17 protein-coding genes, 1 pseudogene and 1 riboswitch are annotated in these 17,363 nt (G+C 54.9%); of the genes and pseudogenes, 6 read left to right on the top strand and 12 right to left on the bottom strand.

The annotated features are described in order from the left end of the window. Positions 1–4: 4 nt before the first annotated feature. From WJU16_RS25775 to WJU16_RS25785, 3 genes are read left to right on the top strand one after another with little or no spacing between them, the layout of a single operon-like run. Positions 5–265 carry an acyl-CoA-binding protein gene (locus WJU16_RS25775; RefSeq protein WP_341836231.1) on the top strand — a complete coding sequence of 87 codons (261 nt, stop codon included), beginning with the start codon at positions 5–7 and terminating at the stop codon, positions 263–265. A gap of 8 nt (positions 266–273) precedes the next feature. Next, the gene (gene rocD, locus WJU16_RS25780) at positions 274–1,509 is read left to right on the top strand and encodes an ornithine--oxo-acid transaminase (RefSeq protein ID WP_341836232.1); all 1,236 of its coding nucleotides are present in this window, start codon (positions 274–276) and stop codon (positions 1,507–1,509) included. Then, positions 1,506–2,141 (top strand): VIT1/CCC1 transporter family protein, encoded by a 636-nt coding sequence (locus WJU16_RS25785; RefSeq protein WP_341836233.1) that lies wholly within the window; start codon positions 1,506–1,508, stop codon positions 2,139–2,141. The genes rocD and WJU16_RS25785 overlap by 4 nt, the downstream gene beginning before the upstream one ends. A gap of 73 nt (positions 2,142–2,214) precedes the next feature. Here WJU16_RS25785 and WJU16_RS25790 read toward each other — a convergent pair whose 3' ends face one another. From WJU16_RS25790 to WJU16_RS26230, 3 genes and pseudogenes are all read right to left on the bottom strand, one after another. Beyond that, positions 2,215–2,610: a hypothetical protein gene (locus WJU16_RS25790; protein WP_341836234.1), complete on the bottom strand. Its 396-nt coding sequence runs from the start codon at positions 2,608–2,610 to the stop codon at positions 2,215–2,217. A 96-nt stretch (positions 2,611–2,706) separates the two neighbouring features. Further along, a complete protein-coding gene (locus WJU16_RS26225; protein WP_404980355.1) occupies positions 2,707–3,438 on the bottom strand; it encodes an alpha/beta hydrolase family protein in 732 nt (243 codons plus the stop codon). 216 nt (positions 3,439–3,654) lie between these two features. Beyond that, positions 3,655–4,880, bottom strand: a pseudogene (locus tag WJU16_RS26230) (DPP IV N-terminal domain-containing protein); the annotation flags it as partial. A gap of 254 nt (positions 4,881–5,134) precedes the next feature. Here WJU16_RS26230 and WJU16_RS25805 point away from each other — a divergent pair. Further along, positions 5,135–5,392, top strand: coding sequence for a hypothetical protein (locus WJU16_RS25805; RefSeq protein WP_298715702.1), 258 nt, complete (start codon positions 5,135–5,137; stop codon positions 5,390–5,392). Positions 5,393–5,616: 224 nt separating this feature from the next. After that, entirely contained in the window at positions 5,617–6,084 is a 468-nt protein-coding gene (locus WJU16_RS25810; RefSeq protein ID WP_341838692.1) for a DUF481 domain-containing protein, read from the top strand. Between the two features lie 217 nt (positions 6,085–6,301). On the opposite strand, the gene WJU16_RS25815 is transcribed toward WJU16_RS25810, so the two are convergent. The 7 genes from WJU16_RS25815 to WJU16_RS25845 form a co-directional block, all read right to left on the bottom strand. After that, on the bottom strand, positions 6,302–6,850 hold the full coding sequence (locus tag WJU16_RS25815) for a hypothetical protein (protein ID WP_341836237.1): 549 nt from the start codon (positions 6,848–6,850) through the stop codon (positions 6,302–6,304). 43 nt (positions 6,851–6,893) lie between these two features. Continuing rightward, complete coding sequence (locus WJU16_RS25820; protein ID WP_341836238.1) at positions 6,894–7,799, bottom strand: mechanosensitive ion channel domain-containing protein; 906 nt, start codon at positions 7,797–7,799, stop codon at positions 6,894–6,896. A gap of 67 nt (positions 7,800–7,866) precedes the next feature. Then, entirely contained in the window at positions 7,867–8,340 is a 474-nt protein-coding gene (locus tag WJU16_RS25825; protein WP_341836239.1) for a hypothetical protein, read from the bottom strand. Positions 8,341–8,445: 105 nt separating this feature from the next. Next, the gene (locus WJU16_RS25830; protein WP_341836240.1) at positions 8,446–9,039 is read right to left on the bottom strand and encodes a PKD-like domain-containing protein; all 594 of its coding nucleotides are present in this window, start codon (positions 9,037–9,039) and stop codon (positions 8,446–8,448) included. Positions 9,040–9,067: 28 nt separating this feature from the next. Then, on the bottom strand, positions 9,068–10,204 hold the full coding sequence (locus tag WJU16_RS25835; protein ID WP_341836241.1) for a DUF5074 domain-containing protein: 1,137 nt from the start codon (positions 10,202–10,204) through the stop codon (positions 9,068–9,070). Positions 10,205–10,221: 17 nt separating this feature from the next. After that, positions 10,222–12,216 carry a TonB-dependent receptor domain-containing protein gene (locus WJU16_RS25840; RefSeq protein WP_341836242.1) on the bottom strand — a complete coding sequence of 665 codons (1,995 nt, stop codon included), beginning with the start codon at positions 12,214–12,216 and terminating at the stop codon, positions 10,222–10,224. A 2-nt stretch (positions 12,217–12,218) separates the two neighbouring features. Continuing rightward, a complete protein-coding gene (locus WJU16_RS25845) occupies positions 12,219–13,535 on the bottom strand; it encodes a DUF5074 domain-containing protein (RefSeq protein ID WP_341836243.1) in 1,317 nt (438 codons plus the stop codon). 168 nt (positions 13,536–13,703) lie between these two features. Beyond that, positions 13,704–13,905: riboswitch (cobalamin riboswitch) on the bottom strand. An 80-nt stretch (positions 13,906–13,985) separates the two neighbouring features. Between WJU16_RS25845 and WJU16_RS25850 the strand changes: the two genes are divergently transcribed. Further along, on the top strand, positions 13,986–14,822 hold the full coding sequence (locus WJU16_RS25850) for a lysophospholipase (protein WP_341836244.1): 837 nt from the start codon (positions 13,986–13,988) through the stop codon (positions 14,820–14,822). On the opposite strand, the gene WJU16_RS25855 is transcribed toward WJU16_RS25850, so the two are convergent. Together WJU16_RS25855 and WJU16_RS25860 are read right to left on the bottom strand one after the other, a co-directional pair. Next, positions 14,819–16,105: an acetyl-CoA hydrolase/transferase C-terminal domain-containing protein gene (locus WJU16_RS25855; RefSeq protein WP_341836245.1), complete on the bottom strand. Its 1,287-nt coding sequence runs from the start codon at positions 16,103–16,105 to the stop codon at positions 14,819–14,821. The two genes, WJU16_RS25850 and WJU16_RS25855, sit on opposite strands and share 4 nt — an antisense overlap. 150 nt (positions 16,106–16,255) lie before the next feature. Further along, on the bottom strand, positions 16,256–17,299 hold the full coding sequence (locus WJU16_RS25860) for an NAD(P)-dependent alcohol dehydrogenase (RefSeq protein ID WP_341836246.1): 1,044 nt from the start codon (positions 17,297–17,299) through the stop codon (positions 16,256–16,258). Between the last annotated feature and the right edge of the window lie 64 nt (positions 17,300–17,363).

A 17,363-nucleotide genomic window follows, 5' to 3' on the forward strand; every position in this document is an offset into this window, starting at 1 on the left:
GACCATGGCACTGCAACAAACTTTCGAAGCGGCCGTAGCGGCCAGCAAAACCCTTGACGCCAAACCGGACAACGACATTCTCCTGCAACTGTATTCCCTGTACAAACAGGCGACCGAAGGCGATATCAACGTGGAACCTCCGGCCAATATGTTCGACTTTGTCGGCAAAGCGAAATACGATGCGTGGAACAATCTCAAGGGCAAAACGAAGGATGCGGCCATGCAGGATTACATCGATCTCGTGAATCAGCTGAAGAATAAGTAATTTAGCGTATGGTTCCCAATTATACGATCAGTGAAAAGGCACAGCATTTCCTCGACCTCGAAGACCAGTTCGGCGCGCACAATTATCACCCGCTCCCGGTGGTCCTCACCCGGGGCGAAGGCGTGCATGTCTGGGATGTGGACGGGAAACGGTATTACGACTTTCTTTCCGGGTACTCCGCCGTGAACCAGGGCCACTGCCATCCCGCGATCGTTGCGGCCCTCGTGGAACAGGCCAGTCGCCTCACCCTTACTTCCCGCGCTTTTTACAGCGACCTCCTCGGCGAATATTCCGCTTACATCACCCGGTACTTCGGGTACGACAGGGTATTGCCGGTGAATTCCGGTGTGGAAGCCGTGGAAACCGCCCTCAAGCTCGCCCGCCGCTGGGGCTACGCCGTAAAAGGCATTGCTGAAAACCAGGCGAAGATCATTGTGTGCGCCGAAAACTTCCACGGGCGTACCCTCAACGTGGTGAGCTTCAGTACCGATCCCGTGGCCCGCCGCGGCTTCGGCCCCTACATGCCCGGCTACGAAGTGATCCCCTTCAACGACCTCCCCGCCCTGGCCCGCGCCCTGCAAGACCCTGCCGTGGCCGGATTCCTCGTGGAACCCATCCAGGGCGAAGCCGGCGTGAAAGTGCCCGACGAAGGCTATCTTTCCACCGCAAAGCAATACTGCACCGATGCCAACGTGCTTTTCCTGGCCGACGAAATCCAGACCGGGCTGGCCCGGACCGGTAAAATGCTCGCCTGCGACCACGAGAACGTGCGCCCCGATATCCTCATCCTCGGCAAAGCCCTTTCTGGCGGCATGCTGCCGGTTTCGGCCGTACTGGCCGACGATGCCGTAATGCTCACCATCAAACCGGGCGAGCACGGCTCCACTTACGGCGGCAACCCGCTGGCCTGCAAAGTGGCCATCGCCGCGCTGGAAGTGCTCCGCAACGAGCGCATGGCCGACAATGCCCGTGAAATGGGCGAGCTCCTGCGCCAGGGCCTCCGCGACATCGATTCCCCCTACATCCGAATCGTCCGCGGCAAAGGGCTGCTCAATGCCATCGAAATCGGACATGATAATCCCGACGCCGCGTGGGACCTCTGCCTCGCATTGAAGGAAAACGGCCTGCTCGCCAAGCCCACACACGGCGATAAAATCCGGTTCGCACCTCCCCTTACCATCACCGCCGCGCAGATCAACGACTGCGTGGGCATCATCCGGCAAAGCCTCGAAGCGCTCTCATGACAAAAACGCAAAAAGCCATACGCAGTTCGGGCTGGCGGACAGACCTCATGATCGGGTTCCCCGATGGTGTGCTGCTGCTGCTCTTCACCACGCAAATCCTTTATTCCAAGAATCTCACGGTACAGGCATTCTACACCCTTCATTTCATCGTCCTCGGCGTGGCCACACTGCTCATGATGATTGCGGTGTTCCGCGCTAACCGGGGCGAAGAAGATGAAGGTGTGATGACACCCGAAGAAGCTGCGAAGCTCCGCAACCTCGATCTCTCCGACCCTACTATCGCGCACATCGCCGATGAAATGCAGAAAGACCAGGCGCAATGGGAAGCGACCCTTCAAGCCGAAGAAGTGCCGCTGCGCGATTTCGGTTTGCGCCATGCTATCCGTAGTACTTTGCTGACCGGGGGCTTTTTCCTCCTCGGCGGGCTCATCGCCTTTGTTCCCTTCCTGATGCAGGAAGATTTTTCGGTAGCAGGCCGCACGAGCCTGGTAATCAGTATTTTGGCATTGGTGGTTTTCGGTTGGGTGAAATCCCGCATCACCGGCCAGCGGATCATCGCGCTCACCATGCGGTACTTGCTGACGGGCAGCGTGGTGGTGCTGGCGTCTTACCTCATCAGTTCCGTCATTTAACGCATTTCCCATAAAGCAACAGCCGGCGCAGGTAATTCCCGCGCCGGCTGTTCTTATGTCGGTAATGATCCGTTTACTTTTTGACGAATGTTCTCCGGTGCATCAGCACGCAGATAAATGCGGTGATGGCCCCGGCGAGGCAGATGTAAAGCCCGGCCTTCTGCTCGGGGCAGATGCCCATTTCGCAGCGGGAATACAGCAGCAGGTTGCGAAACGTCCAGGCTACGAGGAAGGCGCTGGTGAAGAGGTTTATTTTAGGCGACCAGTCTTTCGGGATGAGGAACAGGATGCCGGTCAGCACCGCCACGAAAATACTCAGTTTGCCCGGCTCCCCGAAGCTGGAACCTTCGGTTTGCAGCCCGGTAAATACAAGTTCCTGCCCGCCGGTGATGATACTCACCCAAGGGAGGAAAGTGCCGATGATGACGATGATGACGGCCACGAGGCCTGTAATTGCGGTTTTAGACATGTTCCGGTTTGAAATTAGCCCGCAAGTTAAACGGTTATCTCCGAAAAAGAAAAATCATCTGCCGGTTAGCGACAGGTGATTTTCGTCAAAAAGCGGTTATCGCGCGCCGGGAGGACAGTTCTCCCGGAGGAATTCGGTGTAGGTGGCAGACAGGTGTTCGGAAGTGCCTTCGCCTTCGTAAATGCCATGCGAGCGGTTGGGATAACTCATGAGGCGGAACATCTTTTTGTGTTTCACCAGTTCGTTGATAAGCATTTCCGCGTTCTGGTAATGCACATTATCGTCGCCGGTGCCATGGATATACAGCAGCTTGCCGCGCAGGTTTTTCACGTAGGTGATGGGAGATCCGGCGATGAAGGCCGCGCGGTCTTCTTGCGGAAGGCCCATATACCTTTCCTGGTAGATATTGTCGTAGGTGAGCTGGTTGGTGACCGCAGCGATGGAGATACCGGTTTTATAAATCTCGGGGTACTGGCAGAGCAGGTTCAATGTCATGGAACCGCCGCCACTCCATCCCCATACGGCCACGCGCTCCTTGTCGACATAGTTCCATTTAAGGATTTCGGTGGCGGCCATGGCCTGGTCGCGGGCGTTGAGGATGCCCACCTTGCCGTAAATGCTCTTGCGCCAGGTGCGGCCTTTCGGCGCGGGCGTACCGCGGTTGTCGAGCGAGATGTAAATATACCCGTCGTTGGCCATGTTGCCGGCATACAGGGGATTGACGCCGTTACCCCAACTGTCTTTCACCGTGCAGGAAGCAGGCTCGCCATACACATAAAACACGACAGGATATTTTTTTGTCGAATCGAAGTTGGAAGGCAGTTGCATCCATCCGTCGAGCGTCACGTTGTCGGCGGTGGTCACCTGGAAGAAGCGTAGCGCATGGCCCCTGCCGGGAACGGGTTTGGAGACGGAGGAGAAATCCTTGTCGCTGAGGCCCTGGTGCGCCGGGAGTGTCAGGATTTCCTGGTCGGGGTGCTGCCTGTGGCTGTTGAAGGAATGCAGCGCGAATTTTCCGCCGGGCGCGATGTTGTAATCGTGCGTGCCGGGCTGGTCGTTGGGCGTGATCCGCGTGGCGGGGCCGCCGGCAAGGGGTGCCTGGAAAAGGTACTGCTGCGTGGCGTTGTCGGGCGATGCCAGGAAATAGATCTTGCCGCCGGCTTCGTCGATGCGGGCGATCTTGATCACGTCCATATTGCCCGGTGTGAGCAGGGTTTCTTTTGAACCATCGGCGGAGATGCGGTAGAGATGGCGCCAGCCGTCTTTTTCGCTCACCCATACGAATGCTTTATTGGTTTCCAGCCAGTCCCAGCCGGTGATATCGCCGTCATCCCAGTACGATTTCACATCGATCCAGGCGTCATCGGTTTCAGTCATGATGGTTTTGGCGGCGCCGGTGGCGGGTTGGAGCAGCATGATTTTAGAGCTGTTCTGCTTGCGGTTGAGTTGCTGGATGATGAGCTCGGATTTGCCGGGCACCCATTCCATCCGCGGGATATAGTGCTGGCGGGCATCGCCGGGCACCTGCATCCAGGTGGTTTTTTTGGAGGCGAGGCTCACCACGCCCACTTTACAGGGCGAAGGACTCTCTCCTACTTTGGGATATTCCACGGGTATGTTGAAGGAATATATCGAGTCGGTATTATTAATCATGAGAAAATCCCGGATCTGGCGCGCATCGATCTGCCAGTAGGCGATGCTTTTGCTGTCGGGGCTCCAGCGGAAACCATCGCGGCAGCCGAATTCCTCCTCATACACCCAGTCGAAAGTGCCGTTGATGAGGCGTCGGTCGCCGTCTTTGGTGAGCTGTTCGATTTTGCCGGTGGCGAGATCTTCGGCGTAGATGTTATGCCCGCTCACATAGGCGGCTTTTTCCCGTCGGGCGAGAATTTGGCGAACATGAGCGAGGATACGGGGAGGCCCTTGCCGAGCTGGCGCAGCTGGCGGGAGGCGATATCGAGATGCCAGTAATCGCCGCGGGTGTCGTATCGCCACACACGTTTGGCGTTGGTGTAGATGAGAACCTGCTTTTCGTCGGCGGAAAACTGGTAGCTTTTAACGTCCAGGCGCTTGTTGGAACCGGCGGGCCGGAGGGCGGATGCGGGGATGAGGGTGCTTTGTTCCTTCGAAGGCAGCCGCACGGAAACGATGTTACCCTCGTTTTCGAGATAGAAGGCGTCGCCGGCCTTGTTCCATTGGACGTCCTGCGCATGGGCGCCGGTTGCGGCCGCGAGGAAGCAGATCAATAAAAAGTAACGGATGGACTGCATATACAGGTTTGAGGTAATGATATGGGCATAAAAATAAGGGTTCCGGGGAGAACGGCCGCGGGCATTTATGCTAAACGGCAATTACCGGCACGGTTCTGGCATATCGAAGGTTAAATTCCGCATTTGAGCAGTTACGTGGTTGTACGTACCTCCTATATGTATGACTTTTATAGAAATTATTCATGTAAAATTTTGACAATTTATAATTTGTCGTATTTTTAGGACTGATATAGTCCTATTGAAAAACTTTGCAAATGGTTACAGTATCTTATTCTTACAAAAACCGCGAGTTCATTAACCTGGAGGATTCCATTATGAACCAGATCGCAGAAAGCGGTCGCCGCATGCTTTTCGCATTGCTGGAGCCGATCGAGGAAGTGATGGTGAGGGAGAACGGCAAGATCAGAATTTGCCTTGACGAGCGGCCCAACATCGAACTGGAAGGTTTCAGTGCTCCTGTCAAACACCAGATCGAATGCACGCTACGGGGAGAAGAGCCCGCTTACTATTGATTCTTTTCCGAATACCGAATACCAAGATATTATCTGCTGAAATATGGCGGCGCCTTACGAAGGGCGCCGCCTTTCTTTTTCCAACGCATTGTCCCTGAACATTTACCGCGGCCTGCTTGTAATAGTACAAACCGTTTTAGTATCCTGACCCGCTTATATATCATCGCCGCCTTACTTCTTCTGCAGCTGCCGGCAATTTCCCAAACCAGGATCGACACCCAGGGCTGTACGACCTCACCCCTTTCTTTTTCCCGGCGGTTGCCGTGACATACGAGCGCAATATGCAGCTGGGCCTCGTCCGCCGCTTCGCGCAAAGCGTGGGCATGGGCGCCAAAGTACTGGTGAACCCCTGGATACACGCGTCGGTGGTCACCGGCATTGTTTTCAACCAGGAAAGGTATATCGACGGCCGCCGGAGCAATAACCTCAAAGAACCCGTGGCGCTTTCCTTTAACGCTTTCAAATACACCAACCCGTCTTACATCAGCCTGTCCACCACCCAAACCCTGTTCTTCGGCATCAACCAGCACGGCCGCACCCGCCTCGAAGGAGAAACCCGGCTCGCCAGGGAAATCATTTCCGACTTCAACATCAACATCACTTTTTACAATTCTTACGACAGCCGTCCATCCGTCGCCGCAAACGGTACTTCAGACATCAGCATGGTCTTCTGTGTCGGCTATACGTTTTGATTTTTCCATCTTTTCCACGCCATTTCATTTCCTGTATTTCTTACACATATATTTTCCAGCTTCCCACCCTTTCGGATTATCTGCATGCATATCGTGTTGATTCCCTGAAATATGGGCGCAGTATAGATTTCCTGATGTTTTTACACAAATGGGGTTTTGCGCATAAAAAAGCCGGCAGATTGTTTCGCCGGCTGTATTGAAGTAAAATTTCAATTGATCAGTCGTCTTTCCCGCTTTTATCTCCCGTGAACCAATGCTCCTTGTCGCGGAACAGCACGTTGAAAGTGGTCAGCGAACCGTAAATGCGCGTGATATATTGCTGAAGATTAACCTTGTCTTCGTCGCTCAGGAGCTTGTGCGCGTTGATCTGCTGCTCAAGCACGCGGAGCCGGTCGCGGACCATAACGATCTTATGGAAGAAGACTTCAATGGGTACATCTTTCCCTTTTTGCGTGGTGTCTTTAGGCGTGAGCGTGAGGGTGCCGCCGGTCCAGCGGTCGCCCAGCGGTACAATTTCGGAGAATCCGTTCCAGAGGCGGAGAATTTTGAGCAGGGAGGTTTCCAGTTCGGAGGCAGTTTCAATTTCTGCGGTGCGGTTTTCGGAGTAGAGCACTTCGAATTTGGGGTCCGTCTTATCGACCTCCAACACTCCCTCATTGATAAAGGTTACAACGTACTGGGCGTATTTCACCCCGATGATCACGCCCGGCCCGAAGCGCGCATGTTGTACGCGGGAGCCGATGCCGGCTGTCAGTTCTTCCATCATATTGAGCTGGTTTAAGGCGCCCAATATAACAAATGCCCTCCAATCAACCGCCGTTTTCAGTCGTATTCACTTCCCTTCCTGAAAATGACAGGATCATATTGATCAGCAACCGCCGCATCCTGCGCTCCGTTTCCTTATCCGGCCGGGGAATGAGGAACTGCACTTTGTAATGCACCAGGTCTTTTTTGATCTCCAGGATCTTCAGCGAAAAACTGTTCTCGGTAATATTGGAGGCGAATGGCCGCAGCACGGATTTGAGCGACTGCTCCAGCTCGTCGGGCGAAGACTGGTATTTCAAATCCAGCTCGAACTCGATGGTCAGCTTTTTGATATTCTGCTTGCTCTGGTTGAGCACCATGGTGGAAAAGATGACGGAGTTAGGGATCAGCACCAGGTCGTCGTCATCGTTCTGCAATACCACGTTGATCAGCGTAATATCAAGCACCTTCCCGCGGAAATCCCCTACCCGGATCTGGTCGCCGAGCGACAACTGATCGGAAAACATGATGATCAGGCCGTTTATCATATTCGTTACGTAGTCCTTCGACAGCAGCGCAAAAGCCGCCGCCGCGATGCTCACGCTCACGAACATGTTGAAAGGATTGACGCCGAAAAGGACCATGACCGACACGAGGGCCATCACCGTATTGAGGACCGAACTGATGCGGTTGATGCCGAGCACGAAGTTGTCGCGGGTGAGCCTTTTGAGGTGGTTCTTCCGTAAATACCAGCTGATCATCACCAGCCAGCCAATGGAAATCAACAGGTTGGCGCCGAGAAAGAGCGACAGTGCATTAGAAATGCTCCCGATTACCTCGTACTTTTTGAAAAGCTCCCGTTGAGTAAGGTTAACGTACACCACTGCGGCATATACCAGTATTTTGATAATGAATATCAGTACCTGCCTGTGGATCTTCTTCTGATTGTATGTAGCCTGATCTATTACCATGGGCTACAAATCTACGCAAAATTGAAAGATTGTCCCGGCAGAATGCACCGGGACAATTTGTTAAATATTATCTGATATTTAAATCCTTGGCGCCGCTCACCTCGGTAGACACTTCGCCGAGCCAGCCGCCCTGCGCGCGCATCCCGGTGTGTACCCGGATGAAATCGATGCCTTTCAGCTTTGCGGGCTTGCCGTTGGCATCTACCGCCCAGTCGAGTTTAATGCCGGATTTTTCGTCCGTATTTGCCCAGTTGTCGGCATATCCGAAATCGTAAGCCGGGCTAATGAACATGGAGCCTGTCTCGGATTGGTCCTTGATCCTGTCCGGATCAAGCATAGTACCTTTGAAGGTGATGGTTTCGCCTTTCCAGTTGGGGAAATAGTTTTGGGAGTGGAAGGAGTTTTTCTCCATGTATCCCGAACCGCCTTTGTTGTCGGTCCATTTAATGTAATTCATGTCCGTGATGTAGGCGTACTGCGTATTGGGCGTGGGCACGTGGTTGGCGGCGGGCTTATGCCAGGTGATTTCGTAATTGTGCACGGTTTTCGGGCTGTTGTACTCCGAACCGGCGATTTCGTACCACTCGTCGTCGGGCAGTCCGTTGCCGTTCGCGTCCGCCGCTACCTGGATGATACCGGGCTCCGCTCAGTTGTTGAATGCATTCCCTAACACCTGGAAGTTGTATTCGCCGGGTACGTTGAGGATGGTATGGTCGAAGCCCATCACCACATATCCGCCGAACCCGCCGAGGCAGATCATGCTGCCGCTCTTGAGGGCTGTTTCCGCTTTGGCGATCATCATAGCTTCGGTATCGCCTTCCGCCCAGAGGGGCAGCTTATTGGTGAACTGCGCAGGCGCGGGCTGGAAGTCGTGCACCTTGAACACGCCGTTCGTATATACCTGGGCGTTGACCGTCACCTTTACGGACTGGATGGCTTCTCCCGCCACGGTTTTCACTTTCAGCTGCAGGGTGTTTTCGCCGGGCTCGCCGAAAATGTGCAACAGGTTGCGCTCTCGTGACAGCGTATCTTCTCCCTGCAACCAGAGATAGGATGCGCCCTCCGCATTTGAAACTTCCGGCTTGATGCGCAGCCATTGGCGCTGGTCGAGCGTAAAGCCGCCCGCAGGAGATTTCATATCGATGACAGGCATCGGTTTTACAATTTCTTTGTCGTTGGAGGAACAGGCGGCTGCGCCCAACAGGAGCGCCAGTGCAGGCCACTGTAAATTTCTTTTCATATGTAAGGTTGTTTTTTGTTTGCAATAATCAGCGTACGGGAAGAAAAGCGAAATGCGCGGGGATGTCACCGGTGGTGACGGACCACTTCTTTCTACCTTGTTTGTCCAGGCAATACAGGGTGCCGGGCGAAACGTAATCGCGCGCGTCGGTAACGTAGATATCGCCGGTGACGGGGTGAACCGCAACGCCGTAAGGCATTTTGATTTGTTTGTCCGTTCCATCGGTGATGAAGCTCCCCGGCAGCACGGTCTCCGTTTTCAGATGGAGCATGCTGTATGAGATCGTCCATTCATGGGTGTTGTAGCTGAATGCCGAACCGTAAATGAAAGCCGTATCGCCATGCATCCAGAGGTTGCTGGAGGCGAGCTGCAGGCTTTTCTTCACCTGGTCGGTTTTGGTGTCGATGATATGCAGCGAGGGTTTGACGGTGTAATAATCCCCGCGTGAGGAAACGTACACATCGCCATCACGGTCGGCTTTCACATGGTGCAGGTTGATGGCGACGTCGATTTTTTTGGTTTCGGTAAATGTTTCGAGGTCGATTACCGACACGGTGCGGTCGTAGTTCGGAACGCGGTAACCGCCGCTATTGGCGACATACAGTTTATTCCCTACTACGGCCATTTCCTCGGGCTGGTAACCCACAATCACTTTTCTTCCAACCCGGAGCGTAGCGGTATCTACTTCGGCCACGAAGCCTATGGGCGCGTTGGGATCGATCAACACCGGGCCTGCGTAAGAGCTGACATAGGCCTTCCCGTTCGCGAAAGCCAGGTAGCGGCAGTTGGGAATATCGATCTGGCCGATGCGTTTGGCGGTAAGGGCATCCATCACTTCCACCTTGTTCGATACGTTGATGACAGCATACAGCTTGCCGCCGTATATCCGGATATCATTTCCCACATCCCCCAATTCCTTCACCACATTAGGATTGATGGTGGCGTAAATGTTTTTGATGTAATGGCCGGTTGTATAATCATAATAATCCAGCGTGGATTTATTGCTGCCCATGTTGCCTTCGTTGAGGAGGTAAAAGCCCAGGTAGCCGTCTACCTTCGCCGAATCCACAGGCGTTACCACGGGCGGTACGATATGGTCGCCCTTCCGGCAGGCCAATGTCATCAACCAAAGGCAAAAGGACAGGCGTATCAATGTTCGTTGCATGGTTCAGATGTTTTGATTTACAGTTGCACGGTCAGCACCGCTTTATAGTTCCTGCCGGGCATCGGGTAGCTGATTACCACGTCGTAGAACTGGTTGAAAAGATTGTTGACCTGCGCCGTGAGGGTGATGTCCGTTTTCCCTACCTGCAAAGCCCTCCGCAGCGACAAATCGCTGGTATACCAGGGTTGCATGTAATTCTCGGGGATATTTCTTTTGGCATTGTATCGTTCGCCGGTGTACAGCTGGCTGTAATTCAGCCCCCAGTTCCCGTAATCCACGCTGGCGATCAGCGAGCCGGCATGCCGGGGAAGGTACACGATCTGGTCGCCGTAAAAACTGTCATGCGGGTCGGTCCAGTCCCTCGCCTGCTGGAAAGTGTAACTCAGCCGGGCCGAAACCATTACCTGGCCGCGGAGCAGCGCGGTAGCGCCGGCGCGGACGTCGAGCCCGTGGATTATAACGAAGCCAAGGTTCACCATCGTCCAGCGGAACTGGCTAACGGTAGGCATGGCCACGATTTTGCCGGTCACTTCATTATAATAAGCGTCCGCTTCCAGGAAGAAGTTTTCCAGGACTTTGCCGGGTCGCGGTTTGTTCCAGGTGAAGCCGGCGTCGTATTGGATGGTGTATTCCGGATCCAGCCGCGAGTTACCGATTTCGGTGTAATACAGGTCGTTGAAAGTAGGCATGCGGAAGATGTTCTTGTAGAATCCCCTCAGCCTGAAATCTTCATTTTTCAACGGTTGCCACGACAGTACCAGCGAAGGCGTCAGTTCTCTTTTGGGTTCGGAGGCGCTGTTCAGCTTTACGCTTTCATTCATCAGCGTTGCCAGCAGGGCGGCCTGCGCGCTGAAGCGCGGTAAGGTTACCGAGCTGCTGAGCGCCCCGAGCACCGTATGCCGCTTGGGATAAGAGAAATTCTTCAGCGAAGCGTCGAGCAGGTTGTATTGGTAATCGGCCGACAAACCCGCCGTCCACCAGGGTTTGATCGTAAATTGCTGCGCGAGCGAGGCATAGGCTTCCTGTTGCCGGTAGGTATTGTCGAGCAGGAGCCAGCTGGGATCCGATGCCACGTACCGCGTGTAATCGTTGGCGTACTTGGCGTTGAAAAGAACACTGTACCGTTTGGTGATATCTTTCCGTAATTGGCCCTGCCAGAAGATGTTGCGGTCCCACTGCCGGTCGGTGTGCCCGAACACCCCGTTCACCACGAATCCCGGCAGACCGCGTTCGGAGTCATAGAAATAGAGACGGGTGCTCCAGTCGCCGGAGGGCATGCTGCCATGCAGGGAGGCCTCGGCGCGGAAGGCGTTCACGTCGCCGTTTTTGCGCATGGCGGTAGTGTCGTACCCGTTGATTTTCCGGTACCGGAATTTGTATTGCCCGCCGGCGTATACATATTCCGTATTCAGCGACAGTGCGGTACGTTTGCCGAGTTTCTGGTGATAAAGCATGGCGGGATTGAGCAGGCTGAAAGACCCGGTTTTGACGATGCCTTTCAATAAATGACGCTTCCCGTCTTTGAATTCGGGCTTTAGCGGCGTGAGGTAGATGGCGGCGGAGGCGCTGTAATCCTTCGCGGGTTGGAAGGTATTGCTCTTCTGCCCGTTGTAAAGGGAAACGGCCTGCATGTTGTCCATCGAGAATTTCCCCAGATCGATTTGCCCGTTTTGCGCGTTGCCGAGCTGGATGCCGTCGTAGAACACGGCGGTGTGGTTGGTGCCCATCCCGCGGACGTCCACCGTCTTCAACCCGCCCACTCCGCCGTAATCCTTGATCTGCAACCCGGAGAAATACCGGATGGCGTCGGCAACCGATTGTGCGCCGAGCCTTTGCAGCTGCGCGCCCTGTAGCGTTTGCCCCGGCGATATCTCGCGGGCGGGCTGTGGCGCGAAGATGCGCACTTCCTGCAGGTCGCGCACACGGTTGGAATCCGGGATTTGCTGCGCGGCGGCGCTGCCTGCGAGTAGCAGGCAGGCACCGGCGCAGCGGATTTTCACGAGGGATTTCATATTTATGGTTGCAATACGGTCATGGCCGGGAAGTACCAGCCTTCGTAGGTGATTGTTTTCCTGAGGGCGCCGGTTTGCGCATTGTAAAACGCGATTTTGTTGATGCGCCCGGAGAATGCGCCGTTGATGGTGGTTACCACGAGCTCGTCGGTATGCGGATCGTAATTCACACCGGAACCGTAGAACCACTGGTCGTCGGGCAGGGTGATGAAAGGCTCGTTGATGGATGCGGCGTTACCCGCTACGTACCGGTACAATTTTGTGCCATAGCTCCAGCCGGAGCCGGGCTGGATGATGAAGATGTGGTCGTTGAGGGTGGAGGCCGTCATCTGCACGCTTCTCCAGGCGCCGAAGGGCGACACGGCGCGGAAGGGCATTTTCAGGGAGTCTTTCGCCAGTGTGGTGGGGTGTACGGACATGAGGAGTGAGTCCTTCGCGCCATAGATCCGGCCATTTTTTCCGGTGACGAATCCGATGGTGGCTTTGAAAGGCTTTTCAATAACGGCGTAGGTGGTGGCGTTGAGGACCACCATGCCGTCGGTGCTGTTATGCGCAAACACGTAGTTGCCGGACTTTACCATGTTGCCGGTAGCGCCGAATACGCCGGCGATTTTAGCGCCGATGGCGAGGGTGCTGAGGTTGATGGGATAAATGCCGTCGCCGGCCCCGATGAGGCCACGCGTAGCGTCGAGCCCGAGGAAGCTCATGCCTTTGCCGCCTGCCACGTTATTGACGCGGCCGGTTTCCACGAGGGTGTAGGCGTCGGTTACCACGAGGGGGCCACCGGCTTTCACGACCATGTATAATTTGCCGTTATGGATGGTGCCGTATTGGAGGTTGTTCATCACGCCGCCGAGAGTTTTGGCGGGGTTGACGAGTTTGTATTGCCAGGGGCGAACGGTGTCTTCTCCATAGGTGTGGAAGAACACGCTGCCGGTTTCGGTGCCGAACCAGCCTTCGTTCAGGATGTAGAATCCGTTGCCGTATTGGCCAAGCACGGTTACGCGGTAGTTGGCGGAATCCGCGCCGTGGGTAGTGCTGGCAACGAAAGTGATTTTGTAATCGCCGGTGGCGGCGGGTTTGAAAGTGTAGGTTGCATTCGTGCCGACGGGTTCGTTGTTGACGGTCCAGCGGAAGGTGATGCCGGCGTCTTGCGTGAACTCCGGTTTCAGTTCCACGGACTGCCCAACAGCGATGGTTTGTTCCGGTTGGGCGACGTGGATTTTCGGGCCGGAGGGCCTTGCATCGTCGTTTTTGTTACAGGCGGCTGCCATAGCCATAGCGGCCAGTGCGAGCACAATGCGTACATGTTGTTTCATATAGAGGTTTGTTTTTTCCGAAACAACCATCCGGGAAAAGCGTGCTATGCAGGCAAATACGTTTGCCTGTTCATGCGCACGACGATCCCTACGCGCACAAAGGGTTCTTAAAATGAGAATATAATGCCATGAAAGGCTTTACATCCCTGGCTTTTCACCCGAAAGCGTTGAATGGTAAAAACATGAGGCAGGTCTTCTGGCTCTCCTGCTTTACCGGCTTGCCTTCCCTTCTTTTGGAAAGTGGCATGCAGTGATGCCGGTAAAAACGAATGCAGGATTACAGCTACGGGGATAGCTCCGGTTTTGCACCGGATTCCCTTTTAATGCGCGCCCCGGAAAGGGGTCTGCAACCAAATGCGATGCAAACCTACGGTTATGGTTGGAATTAAACAAATGATTCCCGTCAATGATTCCTCCAACAAATTTGAATATTGGGGGTTATATTGAAACATGAAACATGATTTCACCTGGTCGTACAAGGGCCGCAACTTCCACGGCGTTACCTGGCAGCCGGAACATTATCAACGGGTGATGGTGGTGATCCATGGCATCGGCGAGCATGTGGAACGGTATGCGCCGCTGGCGGAATTTTTCAATAAAGAAGGATACCTCGTAACCGGGATCGATCATTTCGGCCACGGTAAAAGCGATGGCAAGCGCGGCGACGCGCTCCCGCTGGAAGCCATCTTCGATTACCTCGAAGCATTCCTGCAGGCAACATGGGACCGCCATCCCGCGCCGATGATTTTATACGGGCATTCCATGGGCGGCGGATTGCTTACGGGCTTGCTGCTCCACCGCCAGCCGGATGCGCAGGCGGCCGTGATCTCCGCGCCGGCATTGCTATTGCCGCAAAATCCCAACGTGGTGCAGCGGGGGATCCTCCGCGCGGGGGCTTCTCTCCTGCCCCACCTGCGCGTCAAAGCGCCGCTGGATATCCGGAAAATTTCACATGACGAAAAAGAAGTGGAGAAATTCGAACAGGACCCGCTCCGCCATCCCTACGCGAGCTTGCGGCTCATGCACATCCTGGTGAGCAACGGGATCTGGTGCCTCCGGCATGCAAACCGGCTGCAAATTCCGTCGCTCCTCATGCATGGCAATGCGGATACATTCACGAGCGTGGACGGCTCCCGTCAGTTTTCCAGGCTGGCGCCGGAAAAACTAATTACGTATAAAGAATGGGATGGTCTGTATCATGAAATGCACAATGAACCTCAGCGCCCGGAAATCTTCCAGTTCATGGCGGGCTGGCTGAGCGGCGTGCGGCTGCAACCGCCGGATTAACCCTTTCCATTCAAAAATCGTTCGAAATACACTTTCTCCAGCCCCTCCCGGTGATCCGGATGTGCGATGCCGATGAGCGCCTTGGCGCGTTGCATCAGGTTCTTGCCGAAAAGATCCACCGAACCAAATTCCGTTACCACCCAGTGGATGTGCCCCCGTGTCGTAACCACGCCCGCGCCTTCTTTCAGGAAGGGCGTAATCCGTGAAATGCCTTTATTAGTGACGGAGGGCAATGCGATGATCGGCTTGCCGCCTTCCGACAGCGAAGCGCCGCGGATAAAATCCATCTGCCCGCCGATCCCGGAATACTGGTAAGTGCCGATGGAGTCGGCGCACACCTGACCGGTAATGTCGATCTCGATAGCGCTGTTGACGGCCGCCACTTTGGGGTTTTTGCGGATCACGGAAGTATCGTTCACATAGCCGATGTCCATCACACGGATGGAAGGGTTGTCGTGCACGAATTTATACAGCTTCTCCGTTCCGGTCATGAAAGAGGTAACGGTTTTACCAGTATTGAGTTTCTTGCGGGAATTGTTGATAACACCGCTTTCGATGAGCGGGATCACCCCGTCCGACATCATTTCGGTATGCAGTCCGAGGTCTTTATGCCCGGAGAGGTTGCGCAATACCATGTCGGGGATGGTGCCGATGCCCAGTTGCAGGCAGGCGCCGTCTTCGATCAACGCGGCTACGTGCCTGCCGATACTTTCCACGGCGGGTGTCACGCCGGCGGAGTAATCCACCACGGGCAGCGCGGCATCATGCCACACCATGGCGTGTATCCTGCTGATGTGGATGAAACCGTCGCCATGCGTGCGGGGCATATTGGGATTTACCTGCGCCACCACGTACCGGGAAGTCTCCACCGCGGCCCGCGCGATATCGACGGAAGTGCCAAGGCTTACATAACCATGTGCATCGGGCGGGGAGACCTGAATGAACGCCGCATCCAGCGGGAGGATGTTGCGGTAAAAAAGTTGCGGGATTTCACTGAGGAAAATGGGCACGTAATCACCGGATTCGCTGTTCACCACCGCGCGCGTGGCGGCGGACACAAACAGGGAATTGAAGAAGAAACTTTCCCTGCATTCGGGTGCGTCGAAATTGACGTTGCCGAGGGTGGTGATGCTCACCAGCTCCACGCCTTTAACTTCAGCATGGCGTGCCTGCAGGGCTTTCACCAGTAGTTCGGGGGTGGCGGCGCTGCCATGAACGAATACGCGTTGTCCGGATTGAATACTGGCTACGGCTGTAGCGGCGTCGATGTATCTTACTTCCATGAAAAATTCGAGGTTTTGAACAAAGATACCTGGGGATCCCACCCGGCGCAATGATCCCAGTTTCCCGTCAAACGGGCCGGAATCATGACGGGAGCTGACAAAAAACAGCCCGAAACCAGGGGGATGGTTTCGGGCTGCTCTGTAATCCCATTACAAAGTGGCCATATCGATCACGAAACGATAGCGCACATCGCCTTTCAGCATGCGCTCATATGCTTCGTTCACATATTGCATATCGATCACTTCCACATCGGAAACGATATTATGCGCAGCGCAGAAATCAAGCATTTCCTGCGTTTCGGCGATCCCTCCGATCATCGATCCTGCAATGCTCCGGCGGTTGCCGATCAGGCTGAACCCGGCGATTTCCAACGGCGTCGGCGGAACGCCAACACAAATCTGCACGCCGTTGGTGCGGAGCAGGCTCTGCGCCAGATTGTAATCATGCGGAGCCGAAACGGTGTCGAGGATGAAATCGAAATAATTGCGTACCGATTTGAGCTGTTCCTTGTCGGTGGTGAGCACGAATTTATGCGCGCCCAGTGATTTGGCGTCGGCTTCCTTCTTCGGACTGGTACTGAGCATAGTCACTTCCGCCCCGAAAGCCGCCGCGAACTTCACGGCCATGTGCCCAAGCCCGCCAAGCCCCATCACGGCCACTTTATGCCCTTTGCCCACCTTCCAGTGGCGCAACGGCGAATACGTGGTGATGCCTGCGCAAAGCAGCGGCGCCACGTTGGCCAGCGGCAGCTTTTCGGATACCTTCAGCACAAAGGCCTCGTCGGTCACAATCATTTTGGAATACCCCCCATAGGTAGGCGTGGCATGATCCTGTTCATAGGAATTATACGTACCGGAAGATCCGTTTTCGCAATATTGCTCGTTGCCGTCTTTGCAATTGGAGCATTTCCGGCAACTGTCGACCAGGCACCCTACCGCGGCTAGGTCGCCGGCTTTGAATTTGGTGACCTTATCGCCCACGCGCGTCACGCGGCCCACGATCTCGTGCCCGGGAACCATGGGAAAAATGGAGTTGCCCCATTCGTTGCGGATCTGATGGAGGTCGCTGTGGCAAACGCCGCAATAAAGGATGTCGAATTCTACGTCGAACGGACCGGGATCCCGGCGCTCGAATTGCCAGGGGGCCACGGCTGACGTAGCGTCCTGGGCGGCATAAGCTTTTACTGTCGTCATATGAATCAGATTAGAATAAAATTAACAATGTGTTGCTCGGGTTTGTTGCGGAAACGCAGTAAAG

It is taken from the genome of Chitinophaga pollutisoli (assembly GCF_038396755.1).
GTDB classification, from domain to species: domain Bacteria; phylum Bacteroidota; class Bacteroidia; order Chitinophagales; family Chitinophagaceae; genus Chitinophaga; species Chitinophaga pollutisoli.